The following is an 18,759-nucleotide window of genomic DNA, read 5'->3' on the forward strand; positions in this document are numbered from 1 at the left end:
GGAACGGGGCCCCGGCGTGCACGCCGGGGCCCCGTGTCATCTCGCACCCGGCGCTACTCGGCCGGTGCCGGCACCAGCAGGGTCGCGAGCTGGGTGCGGGAGCGTACGTCGAGCTTGCGGTAGATCCGGGTCAGCGCGGCCTCGACGGTCTTGACGGAGAGGTGCAGCCGCTCGGCGATCTGCCGGTTGGACGAGCCCTGGCAGACCAGCTGGGCGATCCGGGCCTCGGTGTCGGTGAGGCGGCCGAGCATCGGGTCGCCGGCGCTGGCGACCGGGTCCGGGGCGAGCTCGGCGCGCACCTCGGTCAGCCACGGCTCCGCGTGCAGCTCGGCGAAGACCGCCTCGGCCGCCTCGAGTGTGGCGCGAGCGGCGGCCGCCCGGCGGGCGCGGCGCTCGACGTGGGCGCGAGTCAGCAGCAGGCGACCCAGGTCGACGCGCATCCCGACGTCGGCACAGACCTTCACCGCCCTCTCGATCAGGTGCACCGCCGCGTCGAGGTCACCCGTGGCGCAGAGCAGCTCGGCCTCGGCGCGGTCCAGCTGCGCACCCGCGCCCTCGGTCCCCGACCTGCCGTCGAGTGCCGCGCGTGCCTGCGCCAACACCGCGGCGGCGTCCTCCGGCGCGCCCAGCGCGACCAGCGCCGACACGAGCTCGGGCTGCCAGCGGTTGACCGTGGGGTCGCTGATGCCGTGCGTCTGCTCGATCCGGCGGATCCGTTCGAGGCTCGCCCGGGCGGCTGCCGCGTCGCCGCTGCGGAGCTCCGCCTGGCCGAGCACGAGGAGGTGGCGCTGCAGGTAGCGGGTGTCGCCCCGCTCCTCGGCGGCGAGGGCCCCACGCTCGGCGAGGGTCCGGGCCGTCCCGAGATCCCCGCCGGCCAGCTCCGCGAGCGCGCTGATGAACCAGCCCGTGTGCGGGTCGAGCCCGAACTCCTCGCCGACCTGGGCGGCCCGCGCGGCGTACGCCATCGCCTCGCGGCAGCGCCCGACCCGCACGCCCACCTCGACGAGGCAGCGCAGCACGTGGACCTGGTCCATGCCCGCACCGCGCTCGACCCGGGCGAGCATGGCGAGGAAGGCGGCCCACGCCTCCTCGAGCCGATCGTCGTAGAGCGCGAAGCGGGCGGCGATGTACGCCGGCGACGTGTGGGTCAGCCCCGGCTGCGCCGGCGCGGTCGGCGGCACGAGCGCGAGCGCGGCCGCGAGATGGTCGTCGTGGGTGCCGGCGCCGGTCCAGCGGGCCGCGACCGCCAGGGTGGTCAGCGCCGACGCCTCCGCGACCCGGTCGCCGGCGCAGCGGAAGAGGCCGGCGGCCCGCTCCGCCAGCCGCGAGGACTCTGCTGGGCGCGACTCCATCAGCGCGACCCGCGACCGCTGCAGCAGCACCATCGCCACCAGCCGATCGTCCTCGCCGGCGTCGGTCAACGCGGCGGTGAGCACCTCGTCCATGGCGGCGACCCCGGAGCCGGCGAGCTCCGGCAGCGCCAACCGCACCCGCACCATCTGCGCGGGGCAGGCGTCCTCGCGCAGGAAGTCGTCGAGCGCGCGGTGCACGAGGTCCGCGTGGTTGCCGGGCGCCCCGGTCTCGACGGCGGTCGCGAGCCACTCCACGCGCTCGGTGAGCAGCTCGGCGGGCGCCCGGTCGGCCGCGAGGAGGTAGAGCTCGGTGGCGATCGACCGGTGGCCGGCGGTCGCCGACGCCCGTGCGGCCACGGCCACCTCGCGGGCGAGCGCTGCGTCGGGCCGCGGGTCGGCGAGCGCGTCGTGCCGCACTCGCTCGGCCGTGCCTGGTGCGACCTCGGCGAGGGTGCGGTGCCACGCGGCGCGGCGAACCGCCGGCGTCGCCTCGCTCACCACCCGGCCGAGCTCGGTCGGCGCGAAGCGCAGCGTGTCTCCCGCCCGGGTCAGCAGCCCGGCCTCGGCCGCGGCGCGCACGTGGGCCTCGGCCTCGACCCGGCCGGCCCGCTCGAGCTGGCGCACGGTCGGCCGGTGCAGCAGCGCGGCGACCGAGAGGGTGGTGCGGACCTCGTGGTCCTGGGCGAGGAACCGGTCGCGCAGCACCCGTTCGAGGCTGGCGGGCAGCGGGGTGGGCCGGCCCAGCAGCAGCGGCTGCTCCCGGGCGGCGCCGCCGAGCGCGAGCGCCAGTGACGGCAGCCCGCCGGACTCGACGTGGAGCCGCTGCGCGACGTGGGCGGGTACGCCGTGCGCGGCGAGCAGCTCGATCATCTCGGCGGCGTCGAGCGGCGGCACCTCCAGCTCGTGCAGGTCCGAGAGGTCGATGCCTCGGTCGGGCTCCGGCACCGGGCCTACGGTGGCGACGAGCCCGACCCGCGACGCGACGCGGCGTCGGCCGTAGCCGATGACGCAGGCCGAGTGCGGGTCGAGCCACTGGGCGTCGTCGAGCAGGACCAGCACCGGACGGGTGCGGGACGCCTCGTCGAGCAGCGCGCGGAAGCGGCCGCACAGCGCGCTGCGCAGCCGGTCGTCCTCGACCGGCGCCGCGAGCGCCGGCAGGGTGCCGCGCAGGTCGACGGGCAGCTGGTCGACCAGGTCCTGGAGCGCGGCGTACGGCAGTCCGTGCTCGGCGGGAGCGCCGTTGGCCCGGAGCACGAGGGCGTCGTGGCGCTCGCGGTGGCCCTCCTCCAGCGCGTCGAGGAGGGCGCTCTTGCCGATCCCCGCGGGTCCGCGCGGGGCGACAGCTGCTCCCTGCGTCAGCAGGGTGCTTACCTCTGTGAGCAGGGTGAGGCGACCCACTACCCGAGCCATGGAGCCCTCAGGCTAGACCGAGGAATCCGTGCCCGACAGCCCCTTGTGCCCGCGCGCGTTCAGGAGTTCTCTCGGACCAGGGGTCGGCGGGCGGCCCCCGGTGTAGACGTCAGCAGACACACCAGCGCGGACGGCAGGAGGTGTCGGCGATGGCCGACAAGGGCAACCGGAGAGCGTCGGGGCAAGATCTGGGGGCGAGCAGCCCGGACCGGATCAGGAACGTGGTGCTCGTGGGCCCGGCGGGGTCCGGCAAGACCACGCTGGCCGAGACCCTGCTCGCCGCCTCGGGCGCGATCCCCCGCGCCGGCTCCGTGCGCGACGGCACCACCGTCTGCGACCACGAGGAGTCCGAGCACGCCCACGGTCGCACCATCTCGCTCGCGGTCGCCCCGCTCGTCCATGAGGGCACCAAGGTCAACCTCGTCGACACTCCCGGGTACGCCGACTTCGTCGGTGAGCTGCGCGCCGGCCTGCGCGCCGCCGACTGCGCGCTGTTCGTGATCGCGGCCAACGAGGCGGTCGACGACGGCACCCGGTCGCTGTGGCGCGAGTGCGCGAGCATCGGGATGCCGCGGGCCGTGGTGATCACCAAGCTCGACCAGGCCCGGGCCGACTACGAGGGGCTGCTGATGCAGGCGCAGGACGCCTTCGGCGACCGGGTGATGCCGCTCTTCGTGCCGGTCCGCCGGGGCGACGAGGTCGTGGCGCTGACGGGCCTCCTCGCGCCGAGCGAGGAGGCCGAGGCGACCGGCCTGCGCGGTGACCTGATCGAGGCCGTCATCGAGGAGTCCGAGGACGAGACCCTCATGGACCGCTACGTCGGTGGGGAGGAGATCGACGAGAAGGTGCTGGTCGACGACCTCGAGCGGGCGGTCGCGCGCGCGACGTTCTTCCCGGTGGTCCCGGTCTGCTCCACCACCGGTGTCGGCTGCGACGAGCTGCTCGATCTCGCGGTCCGCGGCTTCCCGTCGCCCGCCGAGCACCCCTCCCCCGACGTCTTCCTGCCCTCGGGCGCCACGGCCGACGCGATCTCCTGCGACCCGGACGGACCGCTGGTCGCCGAGGTCGTGAAGACGACCAGCGACCCCTATGTCGGACGGCTCAGCCTGGTGCGCGTCTTCTCGGGCACGCTCGCCGCGGACCAGTCGGTGCACGTGTCCGGCCACTTCTCGTCGTTCTTCGGGGAGTCCTCCGGCCACCCCGACCACGACGAGGACGAGAAGATCGGCGCGCTCGCCCACGTCCTCGGCAAGTCCCAGGCGCCGGCCGGCGGCGTCGTCGCCGGCGACATCTGCGCGATCGGGCGCCTCTCCCGGGCCGAGACCGGAGACACCCTCTCCGCGGTCGACGACCCCCGCGTGCTGCGGCCCTGGTCGATGCCCGAGCCGCTGCTGCCGGTCGCCATCGTCGCCCGCAGCAAGGCCGACGAGGACAAGCTCTCCCAGGCGCTCGCCCGGGTCGCCGCCGAGGACCCCTCCCTGCGCGTCGAGAACAACGCCGAGACCCACCAGCTCGTGCTGTGGTGCATGGGCGAGTCCCACGCCGAGGTGACGCTGGAGCGGCTCACCGAGCGGTACGGCGTACACGTCGACCAGGAGCCGTTCGTGGTCTCCCTGCGCGAGACGTTCGCGGGTCGCGCCGGTGGCCTCGGGCGGCACGTCAAGCAGTCCGGTGGCCACGGTCAGTACGCCGTCTGCCACATCGAGGTCGAGCCCCTGCCCGAGGGCAGCGGCTTCGAGTTCGTCGACAAGGTCGTCGGCGGCGCGGTGCCGCGACAGTTCATCCCCAGCGTCGAGAAGGGCGTGCGCACCCAGATGCAGAAGGGCGTGCGGCTCGGCCACCCGGTCGTCGACGTGCGCGTCACCCTCACCGACGGCAAGGCGCACAGCGTCGACTCCTCCGACATGGCCTTCCAGACCGCCGGCGCGCTCGCGCTGCGGGAGGCCGCGGCGGCCACCACCGTCACGATCCTCGAGCCCTACGACACCGTCACCGTCGTCGTACCCGACGAGCTGGTCGGTCCTGTGATGAGCGACCTCTCCGCCCGCCGCGGCCGGCTGCTCGGCACCGACAAGGTCGGCGAGGACCGGACGTCCGTGCAGGCCGCCGTGCCGCAGACGGAGCTGGTGCGCTACGCCGTCGACCTGCGCTCGGCGACCCACGGCGCCGGCGTCTTCACCCGCACCTTCGCCCACTTCGAGCCCATGCCCGAGGAGGTCGCCCGCACCGTCGACCCGCGGGAGTGAGGTCAACGGCCGTTGCGGGCGCGCCTGCGGGATAGCCAGCGACAGGGTGGTCGTCCCGAGACCCCGGGGACAGCCATCTCGTCACTGGCTATCCCCGAGACCGCAGGAACTGCTCCAGGATCGGCCCGGCGGTGCCGGAGCCCGACGCGCCCTCGTCGACGTACACCGCCACGGCGAGGTCGTCGTGGGCCGCGACCATCCAGGCGTGCAGGAGGACCTTGCCGTCGCGCTCGAACTCGGCGGTGCCGGTCTTCGCGATCACCGGGCCACCGGGCACGTCGAGCAGGCCACGACCGCTGCCGGAGGTGACGACGCCGCGCAGCATGGTCCGCAGCGCGGTCACCTCCTGCCTGCTCAGCGGCGACGCCTCGGCCGGCACGGAGACGTCGACCCCCTTCACGAGTCGGGGGACGACCGTCTGCCCGGACTGGATCGAGGCCATCACCGTCGCCATCGCCATGGGCGAGGCGAGGATGCCGCCCTGACCGATCATGTCGGCGGCGGCCTCGGTCTCGGACTCCGGTGCGGGCACCTGGCCGAAGTACGCCGGGAATCCCAGGTCGTGGTCGATCCCCAGGCCGAGCGAGGCGGCGGCGCCGGCGAGGTCGCCGTCGGAGAGCTTGTCGGCGTTGGCGATGAACGCGGTGTTGCACGAGTTCGCGACCGCCACGCTGAGCGGGATGTCGCCGAGGGCGCCGCTCGGGTAGTCGTCGTAGTTCTCGAACGGCTTGCCGTCGACGACGACCTCCCGGGTGCACGGCACCACCGTCTGCGGGGTGAGCCCGGCCCGCAGCAGCGCGAGGCTGCTCACGGTCTTGAACGTCGACCCGGGGGCCGCCTGACCGTACGTCGCGAAGTTGTAGCCGTTCGTGCCCGGCCCGTTGGCGGCGGCGAGGATGTGCCCGTCGGAGGGACGGATCGCGACGAGCGCGCTCGCCGGGCCGACGTTCGCGAGCGCTGCCTCCGCGGCCTGCTGCGCCTCGAGGTCCAGGGTGATCTCGAGCGGCCGGCCGGGCTGGGCGTCGACCCGGTAGAGCTCGCGCTCCTTCCCGTCGGACGCGACCGCGTTGACCACGACGCCGTCGACGCCGCGGAGCTGCTCGTCGTAGCGAGCCTGGAGCCCCGACAGGCCGGCCTGGTCGCCGACCTCGTAGCGGTCGGGGTGCTCGTCGATCATCTCCGCGGTGACGTCGCCGACCGTCCCGAGGATCGGCAGCGCGAAGTCGCGACTGGGTCCGAGCGGGATGTCGTCGGCGATCGCCACGGCGCCCTTGATGCCCGCGTAGCCCTGCGCGACGGCGCCCGGCACGTCGTCCTTGCGGATCACGATCGCCTCGACGAACGCCTTGTCGCCCGCCGCCTCGACCCGCTTGGCGTACGCCGCGGCGTCGATGTCCAGCAGCTGCGCGAGCTGCAGCGCGGACTGCCCGGCCCGCGCCTTCGGCACCTGCGACCGGTCGATGCCGAAGCGGGTCACGGACCGGTCGGTCACGATGGTGTCGCCCCTGTTGCCGAGGATGAGGCCTCGGTCGCCGGTGATCGGCGTGAGGTCGAGAACGGTCCCCGACTGGAGGGACGGCTCGACGAGCGTGCGGTCCCACGCGACCTGCCACTCGTCGTCGACGAGGTCCATCTCGGCCTCGGTCGTGTAGCTCCACTCCTCACCGCCGACCGGCCACATCCAGGCCAGGGTCGCGGTGGCCGAGTCGCCCTCGTCGCCCTCCTGGACGTCGCCCGCCGCAACCGTCGGCGTCAGGTCGCCCATGCCGTCGACGACCTCGGCGTACTCGTCGGCCACGCCGGCCTCGTCGCGATCGGCGGCGAGGCCGACCGCGGAGAAGTCACCCGACACGAACGCCTCGGCCAGCGCGTCGGCGGCTTCCTCGGGATCGGGTCCGGAGCCTTCGTCGGACCCGCTGCAGGCGACGAGGGAGCTGGCGGCCAGCGCGAGGGTGACGACGGAGATCAGTGAACGCACGACGTCGGTTCTACCAGCCTCCCCCGACGCGTCCGGGCACCGCTCTCGGGGCGTCACGCCCAGTGCGCCCGGCTGCCGCCGGCGACCAGGTCGGCGACCGCGTCCTTGAACCTCGGACAGGTCGCGATGTCGTGGGCGCGGCAGCGCAGCGCGTGCTCGGTCATCTCCCGTGAACGCTCCATCTCTGCCATCCGCCGGTCGAGGTCGGCGATGTGCTCCTCGAGCACGCGGTGCCGGTCCGCCGCGCCGGCATCGAGCATGATCCCGATCTGCTCGAGGCTCATCCCCGCCGCCTTGCTGCGCAGGATCACGGCGATCCGCACCAGGTCGTCCTCGCCGTAGCGCCGGCGACCCGCGCCGTCCCGCCCCGGCGTCAGCAGCCCGACGTCCTCCCAGTGGCGCAGCACGTGGGTCTCCAGACCGAACCGTGCTGCCATCCCGCCGATCGACGAGAGCCTGTCGTCACGCCCGCTTGACTTCATGTCAACATGAAGTCAGATCCTCGTGCACATGGCAAATACTCCTGACCTCCTGTACGACGCCGTCGTCATCGGCGGCGGTCCCGCGGGCCTCCAGGCCACCCTCACGCTCGCCCGGGTGCACCGGCGCGTGCTGATGCTCGACTCCGGCAGCTACCGCAACGACCCGGCCCGGCACATGCACAACGTCGTGACCCACGACGGCACCCCGCCGGCGGACTTCCGGGCCGCGGCGCAGAAGGAGCTCGCGGCGTACGACACCGCGACGATCCGCGCCGACGCGGCCACCGCGGTCGCGGTCTACGGCGACGGCTTCCGCGTCGAGATCGGCGCCGAAGACGTCACCACCCGCGGCGTGGTCCTCGCGACCGGGGTGCGCGACACCTTGCCGGACAGACCGGGCCTCGCCGAGCTCTTCGGCGACGTCGTCGCGCACTGCCCCTTCTGCCACGGGCACGAGTTCGCCGGCAAGCCGGTCGCCGTCGTCGGCAGCGCCGCGCACCTCGTCGGCATCATGACGCCGGTCGCGTCGTCGGTGACGATGGTCGACGAGGAGTCCGTCGCCCGCTTCGAGCGGACCGACGACGGCGTCCGGATCGTCCTCGCCGACGGCACGACCACGGAGTACGGCGGCGCCTTCGTCGCGACGCAGCTCCAGCAGTCCGCACCGTTCGCCGAGCAGCTGGGGCTCACGCTGCTGCCGTCGGGCTGCGTCGAGATCGACGTGATGGGCCGCACCAGCCTGCCGGGCGTGCACGCCGCCGGAGACATGGCCCACCTCGCCGCGCTGCCGATGCCGATGGCCTCGGTGCTCACCGCCGCCGCCTCGGGCCAGATCGCCGCCAGCGCGCTGGTCGCCCACCTCCTGTGACGTCGAGTCGGGACTCTTGACGGTCGAATCGGGAGTTCTGGCGGTTGAGTCCGGACTTTTCTCCCGACTCAAGCGTCAAAACTCCCGACTGAACCGTCAGAAGTCCCGATTCAACGGGACTTGTGGCGGGGCTTCTTCTGCCGGGCCGGGGGGCCGCCGGCGTCGCGCGAGAGCTCGATGAGCTTGCCGGAGATGCGGGTGCCGCGCAGCCGGTCCCAGGCGTCGCCGGGCAGGTCGGCCGGGAGCTCGACCAGCGAGTGGTCGCCGCGGATGTCGATGTGGCCGAAGTCCTCTCGCGACAGGCCGCCCTCGTTGGCGAGCGCGCCGACGATCTGGCGGGGCTCGACGCGGTGCCGCTTGCCCACCGCGATCCGGTACGACGCCATCGGGACGTCGGAGGACCGGCGCGGCCGGCGCTCGCGCGGTCCGCGGCCGCGGTCGCCGCGGTCCGCACGGCCGTCGCGGGTGCGCTCGGGGCGGTCCTCCCGCGGCGGGCGCAGGTCGTCGGAGCCGGGCTGGAGCAGCAGCGGCGTCTCACCCTGGGCAACGACCGCCAGCGCCGCCGCGACGTCGACCTCGGGCACGTCGTGCTCGCGCACGTAGTGACCGATGATGTCGCGGAAGGCCTCGATGCGGGTGGCCTGCGTGAGCGCCTCGGTGATCGCGTCGTCGAAGCGCGAGAGTCGCGTGACGTTGACGTCCTCGACCGTCGGCAGCTGCATCTGCGTCAGCGGCTGGCGGGTCGCCTTCTCGATGTGCTTGAGGAGGTAGCGCTCCCGCGGTGTCACGAACGAGATCGCGTCACCGCTGCGACCGGCCCGGCCGGTGCGGCCGATGCGGTGCACGTAGGACTCGGTGTCGGTGGGGATGTCGTAGTTGACGACGTGACTGATCCGCTCGACGTCGAGCCCGCGCGCGGCGACGTCGGTGGCGACGAGGATGTCGAGCTTGGCCGACTTGAGTTGGTTGACGGTCCGCTCGCGGACCGTCTGCGGCACGTCGCCGTTGATCGCGGCGGCGGAGAAGCCCCGGGCGCGCAGCTTCTCGGCGAGCGTCTCGGTCTCGTTCTTGGTGCGGACGAAGACGATCATGCCCTCGAAGTTCTCGACCTCGAGGATGCGGGTGAGGGCGTCCACCTTCTGCGGATAGCTCACCACCAGGTAGCGCTGGGTGATGTTCGCGGCGGTCGCGGTCCTGTTCTTGACCGTGATCTCCTGCGGGTCGCGCAGGTAGCTCTTGGAGATCCGCCGGATCTGCGCGGGCATCGTGGCCGAGAAGAGCGCGACGTTCTTGTCCTCCGGCGTCTCCGCGAGGATCGTCTCGACGTCCTCGGCGAAGCCCATGTTGAGCATCTCGTCGGCCTCGTCGAGGACGAGGAAGCGCAGCTCCGAGAGGTCGAGCGTCCCCTTGTCGAGGTGGTCCATGATCCGACCCGGCGTGCCGACGACGACGTGGACGCCGCGGCGCAGCGCGCTGAGCTGGACGCCGTACCCCTGGCCGCCGTAGACGGGCAGGACGTGGACGCCCCTGATGTGTGCGGCGTACCGCTCGAACGCCTCGCACACCTGCAGCGCCAGCTCGCGGGTCGGCGCGAGCACCAGGGCCTGCGGGGTCTTCTGGGCCAGATCGAGCTGCGAGAGGATGGGCAGCGCGAAGGCCGCGGTCTTGCCGGTGCCGGTCTGCGCCAGACCGACGACGTCGCGCCCCTCCAGCAGCGGCGGGATGGTGGCGGCCTGGATCGGCGACGGGGTCTCGTAGCCGACCTCGGTGACTGCCTTCAACACCTTCGGGTCGAGCCCGAGGTCGGCAAAGGTGACGGTGTCCTCGTTGCTCACCCGTCAACGGTAGTGGCTGCGCGCAACGCCGCCACCTTCGTCGTCGCGGTGGGCTGGGTCACCCGTCACTCGACCGTGACGGACTTCGCCAGGTTGCGGGGCTTGTCGATGTCGTGACCCAGGCGCAGCGCGGCGTGGTAGGACAGCAGCTGGAGGGGTACGACGAGCAGGATCGGGTCGAGCTCGCGCTCGTTGCGGGGCACGTCGATCCGCACGCACTCCACGCCGCCGAGGTCCACGCCCTCGTGGGTGACGACGACGAGCGGCCCGCGGCGCGCCGCGATCTCGTGCAGCGCGCCGACGTTGCGCTCGGTCAGCTCGTCGTCGGGCACGATCGCGACCGTCGGGACCTCCTCGGAGACCAGGGCGAGCGGGCCGTGCTTGAGCTCGGAGGTCTGGTAGGCCTCAGCGTGGCGGTAGGAGATCTCCTTGAACTTCTGCGCGCCCTCCCGCGCGACCGGGTAGCCGCGCACGCGTCCGACGAAGAAGAGGCTGTCGGCCGCGGCCAGCCGCTCCGCGACCTCGGCGATCTCGTCCTCGCGGTCCAGCACCTCCTGGATCTGCGCCGGCAGTCGCTCGAGCCCGGCGATCAGCCGCTTGCCGTCGGCGATCGAGAGGTCGCGCACCCGGCCGAGCTGGAGGGCGAGCAGCGTGAAGCCGAGGAACATGTTGGTCAGCGCCTTGGTCGACGCGACCGCGACCTCGGGCCCGGCGTGCAGGTAGATGCCGCCGTCGCACTCCCGCGCGATCGCGCTGCCGACGACGTTGACCAGGCCGATGACCCGCCCGCCCTTGCGCCGGATCTCCTGTACGGCGAGCAGCGTGTCGATCGTCTCGCCGGACTGGCTGACCGCGACGTAGAGGGTGTCCGGCTCGATCACCGGGTCGCGGTAGCGGAACTCGCTCGCGGCCTCGGCGTCGGCCGGGATGCGCGCGAGCTCCTCGACCAGCGAGGCGCCCATCTGGCCGACGTAGTACGCCGAGCCGCAGCCCAGGATCTTGACCCGGCGGATCGCACGGGTCTCCCGGGCGTCCATGTTGAGGCCGCCGAGGTGGGCCGTCCCGAACCGGTCGTCGAGCCGCCCGCGCAGCACGCGCTCGGCCGCGGCGGGCTGCTCGACCATCTCCTTGTGCATGAACGAGTCGTGCTCGCCGGCGTCGTACGACGCCGGGTCGACGTCGACGGTCTCCGCGATCCGGCTCACCGGGCGCAGGTCGCCGCCGTACGTCGTGAAGCCGGTCGCCGTGACCGTGGCGATCTCGCCGTCGTCGAGGTGGGCGACGGTCGTCGTGTGCCGGACGATCGCGGCGAGGTCGGAGGCGACGTACATCTCGCGCTCGCCGACGCCGATCAGCAGCGGGCTGCCATTGCGGGCCACGACCAGGCGGTCGGGGAAGTCGGCGTGCAGGACGGCCAGCCCGTAGGTCCCCTCGATCTGGGCCAGCGCCGCGCCGACCTTGCCCTCGAGCGTGTCGGCCTCCGAGGCGGCCACGAGGTGGGCGAGCACCTCGGTGTCGGTGTCGCTCACGAGGTCGACGCCCTCGTCGGCGAGCCGCTGCCGCAGCGCGCCCGCGTTGTCGATGATCCCGTTGTGGACCACGGCCACCCGCCCCTTGGCGTCGGCGTGGGGGTGGGCGTTGACGTCGTTGGCGGGGCCGTGGGTCGCCCAGCGGGTGTGCCCGATGCCGGCCTTGCCGGCGAACCGCTTCGGCAGACCCTCGGTGAGGTCACGCACCCGGCCGGCGCGCTTGGCGACCTTGATCCCGGTGCCGCCGAGCAGGGCCAGGCCGGCCGAGTCGTAGCCGCGGTGCTCCAGACGGGTCAGCCCCTCGAGCAGCAGCGGCGCTGCCTGCTGGGCACCGACGTACCCCACGATTCCGCACACTTGACGTTCCTCTCAGCCGTAGATCATCCGCCGGAGCTGTCGCTCGGACAGCTCCGGAGCGGCGACCACGCGGTCGGCGAGCTCCTCGGCGATCCGGGCGAAGATCTCCGGGTTCCTCGCGCCATAGGTCTTCAGGTCGGCGTGCCGGCGCCGCACGTAGTCCTCCACGGGCTCGGCGTGGAAGGCCACCACGTCGGCCACCACGCGCGCCGCCTCCGGACGGGAGAGCCCCGTGCTGGACGCGATGCGCTCGACCAGCGCGGAGTCGGAAGCCGTCGACACGCGGTCGATCGTGCGGCGAGACGGGCCCAGATGCAACTTCTTGCCCGCTTTCGGGCAGGAAGATGCCCAACCTGGGGCATGTCCGCGTCGCGCGGAGCGCCTCGACCGCCGTACGGCACATGCGGGACCGGTTCCGGGGCAACGGGAATGAATCGGACCGCGGTCCGGTTCAGGTGATCAAAGGTTCAACCACGCAACCCGACCAGGAGCCACGATGTCGTTCTTCACCCGCCAGTCCGCCGAGCAGTTCGACGCCCCCACCGCGGCCGTCGACGACGTCTCCGGCGACTACACGATCGACCCGACGCACACGCGCATCGGCTTCAGCACCCGCCACGCGATGGTCACCACCGTCCGCGGCCAGTTCACCGACTTCGCCGGCACCGCGACCATCGACGCCGCGAACCCCGGCAACTCCAAGGTCCAGCTGACGATCCAGACCGCCAGCATCGACACCGGCGTGGCCGACCGCGACGGTCACCTCCGCTCGGCCGACTTCTTCGACGCCGACAACAACAAGGAGATCACCTTCTCCTCCACCGACGTCGCGCGCGACGGCGACGACTGGGTCATCACCGGCGACCTCTCGATCAAGGGCGAGACCAAGCCCGTCACCATCACCTTCGAGCCCACGGGCTCCGCGCGCGACCCCTTCGGCAACCTCCGCGTCGGCTTCGAGGGCGGCACCGCCATCAACCGCAAGGACTGGGGCCTGACCTGGAACGCCGCGCTCGAGACCGGCGGCGTCCTCGTCTCCGAGAAGGTCAAGCTCGAGTTCGACGTCTCGGCGATCCGGAACGCCCAGGACGCCTGAGCCACACCACGACGCCGACCCGCCCGAAAGTTTCGGGCGGGTCAGCTTCGTCCGGGCCGGGTCGTCGGCGACACTTGCGCCATGTCCGAGCTGCTCGAGCTGCCCGCCGACCTCACGGCACGGCCCCTGGTGATGACCGACGCCCGCGCCGTCTTCGAGGTGATGGCCGCGCAGGAGCTGCACGACACCGGTGAGGTCTCCCTCGAGGAGGCCGACATCGTGGGCGACTGGCAGCGCCCGTCGTACGACGTCAGCGCCGGCACCGTCGGCGTGTTCGTGGCAGATCGCCTGGTGGCCTACGCCGAGTACATGGGCTCGGCCCGCGGCGACGCCGCCGTGCATCCGGAGCACCGCGGCCGCGGCATCGGCACGGTCCTCGCGGGCTGGATGCAGGAGCGGGCCCGGGCGGCCGGCGAGTCGGTCATCGGCATGCCGGTGCCGGTCGGGTCCGACGGCGACCGGCTGCTCGAGGCGCTCGGCTACCACGTGCGCTGGAACAGCTGGGTGCTCCAGCTGCCCGAGGGCGCGACGGTGCCGCACCGGGAGCTCCCCGCCGGCTACACCCTCCGCGAGGCGACCACCGTCGACCACGAGGCCTGCTGGACCGTGCTCGAGGACGCCTTCCTCGAGTGGTCGGAGCGCGACCGTGAGCCGTTCGACGACTTCGTCGCGAGGACGATCAAGCGGCCCGGCTTCGAGCCGTGGAACCTGCGCCTGGTCACCGACCCCGCGGGTGACGTCGTCGGCGTGACCGTCGTCTACCCGTTCGGGACCGAGGGGTACGTCGACCGGATCGCCACCCGCAGGGACCAGCGCGGCAAGGGAGTCGCCCAGGCGATGCTCGTCGACGCCTTCGCGACCGCCCGCGCGCACGGCGCGCTCACCTCGGGCCTCAACACCGACTCGCGCACCGGCGCCCTCGGCCTCTACGAGAAGGTCGGGATGCGGGTGACCCAGCACTGGGTCAACCGCGCGATCGGCCTCTAGCGGATCGGCGCTCCCGAGATCGACCGCGCGATGACCAGTCGCTGGATCTCGGAGGTGCCCTCGAAGACCGTGTAGATCCTGGCGTCGCGAGCCATCCGCTCGACCGGGTACTCGCGGGTGAAGCCGTTGCCCCCGAGGATCTGCATGGCCTGACCGGTCACCTTGACCGCGGTCTCACCGGCGAAGAGCTTGGACATCGAGCCCTCGGCGACCTCGAACGTCTTGCCCTGCCGCGCCATCCACGCCGCCCGCCACACCAGCAGCCGGGACGCCTCGATCGAGGTGGCCATGTCGGCCAGAGCGAAGGCGATCGCCTGGTTCTCGATGATCGGCTTGCCGAACTGCTCGCGCGTCCTGGCGTAGTCGAGCGCCACCTCGTACGCCGCGCGCGCGATGCCGATCGCCTGGGCGCCGACCGAGGGCCGGGTGCGCTCGAAGGTCGCCATGCTCGCATTGCCCCGGGCGCCCGATCCTTGCCGAGCGCGGGCGAGGCGGGCCTCGAGCCTCTCCTTGCCGCCGAGCAGGCATCGCCCGGGCACGCGCACGTCGTCGAGGACGACCTCGGCCGTGTGGGAGGCGCGGATGCCGTGCTTGTGGAACTTCTGGCCCTGGCTGAGGCCCTTCGTGCCCGGCGGCACCACGAAGCTCGCCTGCCCGCGGGTGCGCAGGTCCGGGTCGACCACGGCGGTGACCACGTGGACGTCGGCGATCCCGCCGTTGGTGGCCCACGTCTTGGTGCCCCTGAGGACCCACTCGTCGGTCGCCTCGTCGCACGTCGCGCGGGTGCGCATCGCCCCGACGTCGGAGCCGGCGTCGGGCTCGGAGGAGCAGAACGCGCCGAGCCGCAGGTCGCCCGGGGTGCCGTACATTGCGGGCACCCACTCCGCGACCTGCTCGTCCGTGCCGTTGGCGCGGACACCGGCCGCGGCGAGCGACGTGCCCACGATCGACAGGCCGATGCCGGCGTCTCCCCAGAAGAGCTCCTCCATGGTGATGGGGAAGCCGAGGCCGGTCTCGTCGAGGGCCTGGGCGACGATGAAGTCGACGGAGTAGAGCCCCGCCTTGGCCGCCTCCTCGACGACCGGCCAGGGGAACTCCTCCTTCTCGTCCCACTCCGCGGCCGCCGGGCGGACGACGTCGGCGGCGAACTGGCGCACCCAGGCGCGCAGGTCGAGGTGGTCCTGGTCGAGCTCGAAGGAAGGAGTCACGCGGCCGACCCTACGGCCGGACCGCCTCGGTCGGCTCCAGCTCGTCCTCCACACCGGGGTCGCCGGCATCGGCGTAGTAGTCCTGCCCCCGGGTCTGGTCGACGCCCTCGGCGAGGTGCATCGCCCGGAACACGAAGGTCAGCACGATCGCGACCACCAGGTTGGCCAGGAACGCGACCAGCGCGATGTAGACCTTGGTCTCGGTGCCGGGGAAGTTGACCAGCGGACCGCCGAAGTGGTCCTGCGCCGGTGACGCGACGCCGTACGCGAGCCAGGTGCCCCAGGCCATGCCGACCGCCCAACCGGCGAACAGCGCCCACCGGTGCATCCAGCGGGTGTAGAGGCCGATCACGATCGCCGGCAGCGTCTGCAGGATCCAGACCCCGCCGAGCAGCTGGAGATTGATCGCGAAGGACTTCGACAGCGCCAGCACGAAGATCAGCGCACCGAACTTCACCAGCAGCGAGGCCACCTTGCTCTGCGCCGCCTCCTGCGCGTGGGTGGCGTTGCGGTTGATGAACGCCCGGTAGATGTTGCGGGTCCACAGGTTGGCGGCCGCGATGGACATGATCGCGGCCGGCACCAGGGCGCCGATCACGATCGCCGCGAACGCGACGCCCGCGAACCACGGGCTGAACTGCTCCTCGAAGAGCTGCGGCACCGACTGCTGCGGGTTCTCGACCTTGACGCCCGCCGCGATCGCGACGAAGCCGAGCAGGGCGAGCAGCCCCAGCAGGAAGGAGTACGCCGGCAGCAGCGCGGCGTTGCGGCGGATCACCGAGCGACTGCGCGTGGAGAGCACCCCGGTCACCGAGTGGGGGTACATGAACAGGGCGAGCGCCGAGCCGAGGGCGAGGCTGCCGTAGGCCCAGTGCAGCGCCTCCGGCGGCATCGTCGCCTTCGGCGCCGCTTCGCCGGCGGCGATGGCGTCGGCGTTCTCGCTGTTGAACGACGCGAACGAGTCGCCGACGGTCGAGAAGATGTGGTCCCAGCCTCCGATCTGGCCCGGGATGTAGAACACGGCCACCAGGATGACGATGTAGATCAGCGTGTCCTTGACGAACGCGATCAATGCCGGGGCGCGCAGGCCGCTGGAGTAGGTGTAGGCAGCGAGGACGACGAACGCGATGAACAGCGGCAGGTCCTTGACGAACCAGTTGTCGCTGTCGGTGCCGACGCCCATCACCTCGAGCACCACCTGCATGCCGACGAGCTGCAGCGCGATGTACGGCATCGTCGCGAGGATGCCGGTCAGCGCGACGACGAGCGCGAGCGCGCGGCTGTCGTAGCGACCCTGGACGAAGTCGGCGGGCGTGACGTAGCCGTGGCGGTGGCTCACCGACCACAGTCGCGGCAGGAAGAGGAAGATCAGCGGATAGACGACGATCGTGTACGGCACGGCGAAGAACCCGACGGCGCTGCCGGCGTAGAGGGTCGCCGGGACGGCGATGAAGGTGTACGCCGTGTAGATGTCGCCGCCGATCAGGAACCAGGCGATGAACGTGCCGAAGCCGCGCCCGCCCAGGCCCCACTCGTCGAGGCTCGCCATCGACTTCGCGCGCCGCCACCGCGCCGCCGCGAAGCCGAGGACCGTGACGACCAGGAAGAGGAAGATGAAGATGCCGAAGGCGACCCCGTTGACGTCGTCGATCATCGCGGCTCCCCGCCTTCCTGCATCTGCTGGCCGGTCGGCTCGGGCGGGAGGCCGTGGGCCTGCCGGTCGGCGCGGTCGGCTCCCTTGGCGAGGAGGTAGGCCGGGACCGTGAGCGAGACCGCGATCACGATCAGCGCGAACTGGAACCAGTAGTAGAACGGGAAGCCGAGGAACGTCGGGTCCTCGCGGTCGTAGAGCGACACCCACAGCGGCAGCACCACCGCCGGCGTGAGCAGGACGTAGACGAGAGCCCAGCGCCTCGTCGAGGACGGGCCGGCACCGTCGGGCACGTCGGACATGAGCACCTCCGGGAGGGGAGCGCAGTGACTGCCGTCACCACCGAAGGGGCCCCTACCCACTCGGCGGCCGACGTACGCCGGATTGCCTCGAGCCCGGCGTGCCGGCCTACCGCACCGGCCTCGCCCACCGTGCGCCGCGGTGCCGCAGCACGACGAACAGCGCCGCCGCCGCGCCGAGCAGGATGAACGGCACGTGGGTGACCACGGTCAGCACGACGAGGGCCGCGATCACCAGGAAGAGCGGCGGCGGGAAGCCGCCCCTGCAGGTGGCGCCGCGAGACCAGTAGGTCGGCGGACGGGAGCGCGACGCATGCCGCTCGGGCGTCGGCCCGGTCGGGCCCGGCAGGTCTCGGAACACCGGGGCGAGGTCGCCGCGAGTGCGTGCGGCCCAGATCCGGTCGAGCCTCTCGCCGTGCTCGTCGGCGGTGAGCCGGCCCTGGGCGAAGTGCTCGCCCAGGGCCGCGGCCGCCTGCTCGCGCTCGACGTCGCTGATGCGCAGGTGGCCCTCGCCCGCCTTTCCGGGGTCCCCGGCCGAAGCGGAGCGAAGCGAGCATTCGGCTGGGGTGGTCATCGCTGCTCGCCGTCCTCGGTCTGGTCCCCGGTCTCGTCCTCGGTGCCGGTGTCGTCACCATCGGCGAGCAGGCCGTAGAGCCGGCGCCGGGTGTCGGCGAGGATCTCGGCGGCGGTCCGGCGCTGCGCGTCGCTGCCGGTCGTCACGACCTGCCACACCGCGCCCATGACCTGGCCGATCTCGGGGCGGAGGTCGGCGAAGGCGTCGCCCTCGCCCTCCGCCCCGCGGTCCTCGAACGGCGCCCACACGCCCGCGAGCTCGTCGCCGTGCTCGGCGACGTACTCCTCGCCCTCGGCGGTCAGCCGCAGGCTGCGCCGCGAGCGGCTGTCGTCGGTCTCGACGAGGCCCTCGTCCTCGAGCTGCTGGATGGTCGGGTAGACCGAGCCGGGGCTCGGGCGCCATCCGCCGTTGCTGCGCTCGGCGATCTGCTGGATCACCTGGTAGCCGTTCACGCTCTCGTCGTTCTCCTGCGCGGTGCGCAGCACGTCGAGGATCGCGGACCGCACGTCGCCACGGCGCACCCGCGGCCCGCGCTGGCGGTCTCCCTGGGCCAGGCCGAAGAGGCCGGCGACCCACGGCGGCGGTCCGGGGTGGCCGGGGCGGCCGAAGCCGCCGGGCCCGAAGCCGCCCCAGCCGCCGGCGCCGCCCCAGCCACCGCCGCGGCGTCCGCCGTGCTGGCGGCACTCGCCCTCGGCGTACTGCGCCCACTGTCGGTTGAATCCCTTGTGTCCCATGTCAGGACTCCTTGTCTGTGTGTTCGTGTTGTCCTTGGCTATCGCGGGGCGACAGTTCGCTGAACTGTCGTCAACCTTTCGCGATATATCGTGAGCGTACGCCGACTTCGGTGACGACACAAGCCGGAATACCCGGTGCACCGGGGAATCTGG

The 18,759-nt window shown here is 72.5% G+C and carries 15 protein-coding genes; 4 read left to right on the top strand and 11 right to left on the bottom strand.

Annotated elements, in window-relative coordinates:
• Positions 1 to 53: 53 nt before the first annotated feature.
• Positions 54 to 2,762: a LuxR family transcriptional regulator gene (locus tag PZ894_RS12420; protein WP_275745148.1), complete on the bottom strand. Its 2,709-nt coding sequence runs from the start codon at positions 2,760 to 2,762 to the stop codon at positions 54 to 56.
• Positions 2,763 to 2,911: 149 nt separating this feature from the next.
• Between PZ894_RS12420 and PZ894_RS12425 the strand changes: the two genes are divergently transcribed.
• Entirely contained in the window at positions 2,912 to 5,008 is a 2,097-nt protein-coding gene (locus tag PZ894_RS12425; protein ID WP_275745150.1) for an elongation factor G-like protein EF-G2, read from the top strand.
• Between the two features lie 88 nt (positions 5,009 to 5,096).
• Here PZ894_RS12425 and PZ894_RS12430 read toward each other — a convergent pair whose 3' ends face one another.
• Together PZ894_RS12430 and PZ894_RS12435 are read right to left on the bottom strand one after the other, a co-directional pair.
• Complete coding sequence (locus PZ894_RS12430) at positions 5,097 to 6,986, bottom strand: penicillin-binding transpeptidase domain-containing protein (protein ID WP_275745151.1); 1,890 nt, start codon at positions 6,984 to 6,986, stop codon at positions 5,097 to 5,099.
• A 53-nt stretch (positions 6,987 to 7,039) separates the two neighbouring features.
• Positions 7,040 to 7,468, bottom strand: a complete 429-nt coding sequence (locus PZ894_RS12435; protein ID WP_275745153.1) for a MerR family transcriptional regulator — start codon at positions 7,466 to 7,468, stop codon at positions 7,040 to 7,042.
• 28 nt (positions 7,469 to 7,496) lie between these two features.
• On the opposite strand from PZ894_RS12435, the gene PZ894_RS12440 reads away from it, so the two are divergent.
• A complete protein-coding gene (locus PZ894_RS12440) occupies positions 7,497 to 8,336 on the top strand; it encodes an NAD(P)/FAD-dependent oxidoreductase (RefSeq protein WP_275745154.1) in 840 nt (279 codons plus the stop codon).
• A gap of 110 nt (positions 8,337 to 8,446) precedes the next feature.
• Here the strand turns inward: PZ894_RS12440 and PZ894_RS12445 are convergent, their stop codons facing one another.
• The 3 genes from PZ894_RS12445 to PZ894_RS12455 form a co-directional block, all read right to left on the bottom strand.
• On the bottom strand, positions 8,447 to 10,171 hold the full coding sequence (locus PZ894_RS12445) for a DEAD/DEAH box helicase (RefSeq protein ID WP_275745156.1): 1,725 nt from the start codon (positions 10,169 to 10,171) through the stop codon (positions 8,447 to 8,449).
• Between the two features lie 65 nt (positions 10,172 to 10,236).
• A complete protein-coding gene (gene glmS, locus PZ894_RS12450) occupies positions 10,237 to 12,057 on the bottom strand; it encodes a glutamine--fructose-6-phosphate transaminase (isomerizing) (RefSeq protein WP_275745158.1) in 1,821 nt (606 codons plus the stop codon).
• Positions 12,058 to 12,069: 12 nt separating this feature from the next.
• Positions 12,070 to 12,339 (bottom strand): hypothetical protein, encoded by a 270-nt coding sequence (locus PZ894_RS12455; RefSeq protein WP_275745160.1) that lies wholly within the window; start codon positions 12,337 to 12,339, stop codon positions 12,070 to 12,072.
• A 214-nt stretch (positions 12,340 to 12,553) separates the two neighbouring features.
• On the opposite strand from PZ894_RS12455, the gene PZ894_RS12460 reads away from it, so the two are divergent.
• Together PZ894_RS12460 and PZ894_RS12465 are read left to right on the top strand one after the other, a co-directional pair.
• Positions 12,554 to 13,153 (top strand): YceI family protein, encoded by a 600-nt coding sequence (locus PZ894_RS12460; protein ID WP_275745162.1) that lies wholly within the window; start codon positions 12,554 to 12,556, stop codon positions 13,151 to 13,153.
• Between the two features lie 81 nt (positions 13,154 to 13,234).
• On the top strand, positions 13,235 to 14,140 hold the full coding sequence (locus tag PZ894_RS12465; protein WP_275745164.1) for a GNAT family N-acetyltransferase: 906 nt from the start codon (positions 13,235 to 13,237) through the stop codon (positions 14,138 to 14,140).
• Here PZ894_RS12465 and PZ894_RS12470 read toward each other — a convergent pair.
• The 5 genes from PZ894_RS12470 to PZ894_RS12490 all read right to left on the bottom strand — a co-directional run bounded on the left by PZ894_RS12470 (position 14,137) and on the right by PZ894_RS12490 (position 18,606).
• Positions 14,137 to 15,348: an acyl-CoA dehydrogenase family protein gene (locus PZ894_RS12470; RefSeq protein WP_275745165.1), complete on the bottom strand. Its 1,212-nt coding sequence runs from the start codon at positions 15,346 to 15,348 to the stop codon at positions 14,137 to 14,139. The genes PZ894_RS12465 and PZ894_RS12470 overlap by 4 nt on opposite strands.
• A gap of 10 nt (positions 15,349 to 15,358) precedes the next feature.
• The gene (locus PZ894_RS12475) at positions 15,359 to 17,002 is read right to left on the bottom strand and encodes a sodium:solute symporter (RefSeq protein ID WP_275745166.1); all 1,644 of its coding nucleotides are present in this window, start codon (positions 17,000 to 17,002) and stop codon (positions 15,359 to 15,361) included.
• A complete protein-coding gene (locus tag PZ894_RS12480) occupies positions 16,999 to 17,301 on the bottom strand; it encodes a DUF3311 domain-containing protein (RefSeq protein ID WP_275745168.1) in 303 nt (100 codons plus the stop codon). Before PZ894_RS12480 ends, PZ894_RS12475 begins: the two co-directional genes overlap by 4 nt.
• Before the next feature lie 106 nt (positions 17,302 to 17,407).
• Positions 17,408 to 17,872, bottom strand: coding sequence for a DUF1707 domain-containing protein (locus tag PZ894_RS12485; RefSeq protein WP_275745171.1), 465 nt, complete (start codon positions 17,870 to 17,872; stop codon positions 17,408 to 17,410).
• Positions 17,869 to 18,606, bottom strand: a complete 738-nt coding sequence (locus PZ894_RS12490) for a PadR family transcriptional regulator (RefSeq protein ID WP_275745173.1) — start codon at positions 18,604 to 18,606, stop codon at positions 17,869 to 17,871. The genes PZ894_RS12485 and PZ894_RS12490 overlap by 4 nt, the downstream gene beginning before the upstream one ends.
• Positions 18,607 to 18,759 lie beyond the last annotated feature (153 nt).

This window comes from Nocardioides sp. YIM 152315 (assembly GCF_029210375.1).
GTDB lineage: Bacteria > Actinomycetota > Actinomycetes > Propionibacteriales > Nocardioidaceae > Nocardioides.

Excerpts from the sequence above, each read along its gene's own strand:
- PZ894_RS12480 (WP_275745168.1), bottom strand. The coding sequence starts at position 17,301 with ATGTCCGACGTGCCCGACGGTGCCGGCCCGTCCTCGACGAGGCGCTGG.
- PZ894_RS12460 (WP_275745162.1), top strand. The coding sequence starts at position 12,554 with ATGTCGTTCTTCACCCGCCAGTCCGCCGAGCAGTTCGACGCCCCCACC.
- PZ894_RS12465 (WP_275745164.1), top strand. The coding sequence starts at position 13,235 with ATGTCCGAGCTGCTCGAGCTGCCCGCCGACCTCACGGCACGGCCCCTG.
- PZ894_RS12425 (WP_275745150.1), top strand. The coding sequence starts at position 2,912 with ATGGCCGACAAGGGCAACCGGAGAGCGTCGGGGCAAGATCTGGGGGCG.
- PZ894_RS12420 (WP_275745148.1), bottom strand. The coding sequence starts at position 2,762 with ATGGCTCGGGTAGTGGGTCGCCTCACCCTGCTCACAGAGGTAAGCACC.
- PZ894_RS12490 (WP_275745173.1), bottom strand. The coding sequence starts at position 18,606 with ATGGGACACAAGGGATTCAACCGACAGTGGGCGCAGTACGCCGAGGGC.
- PZ894_RS12475 (WP_275745166.1), bottom strand. The coding sequence starts at position 17,002 with ATGATCGACGACGTCAACGGGGTCGCCTTCGGCATCTTCATCTTCCTC.
- PZ894_RS12440 (WP_275745154.1), top strand. The coding sequence starts at position 7,497 with ATGGCAAATACTCCTGACCTCCTGTACGACGCCGTCGTCATCGGCGGC.
- PZ894_RS12435 (WP_275745153.1), bottom strand. The coding sequence starts at position 7,468 with ATGAAGTCAAGCGGGCGTGACGACAGGCTCTCGTCGATCGGCGGGATG.
- PZ894_RS12485 (WP_275745171.1), bottom strand. The coding sequence starts at position 17,872 with ATGACCACCCCAGCCGAATGCTCGCTTCGCTCCGCTTCGGCCGGGGAC.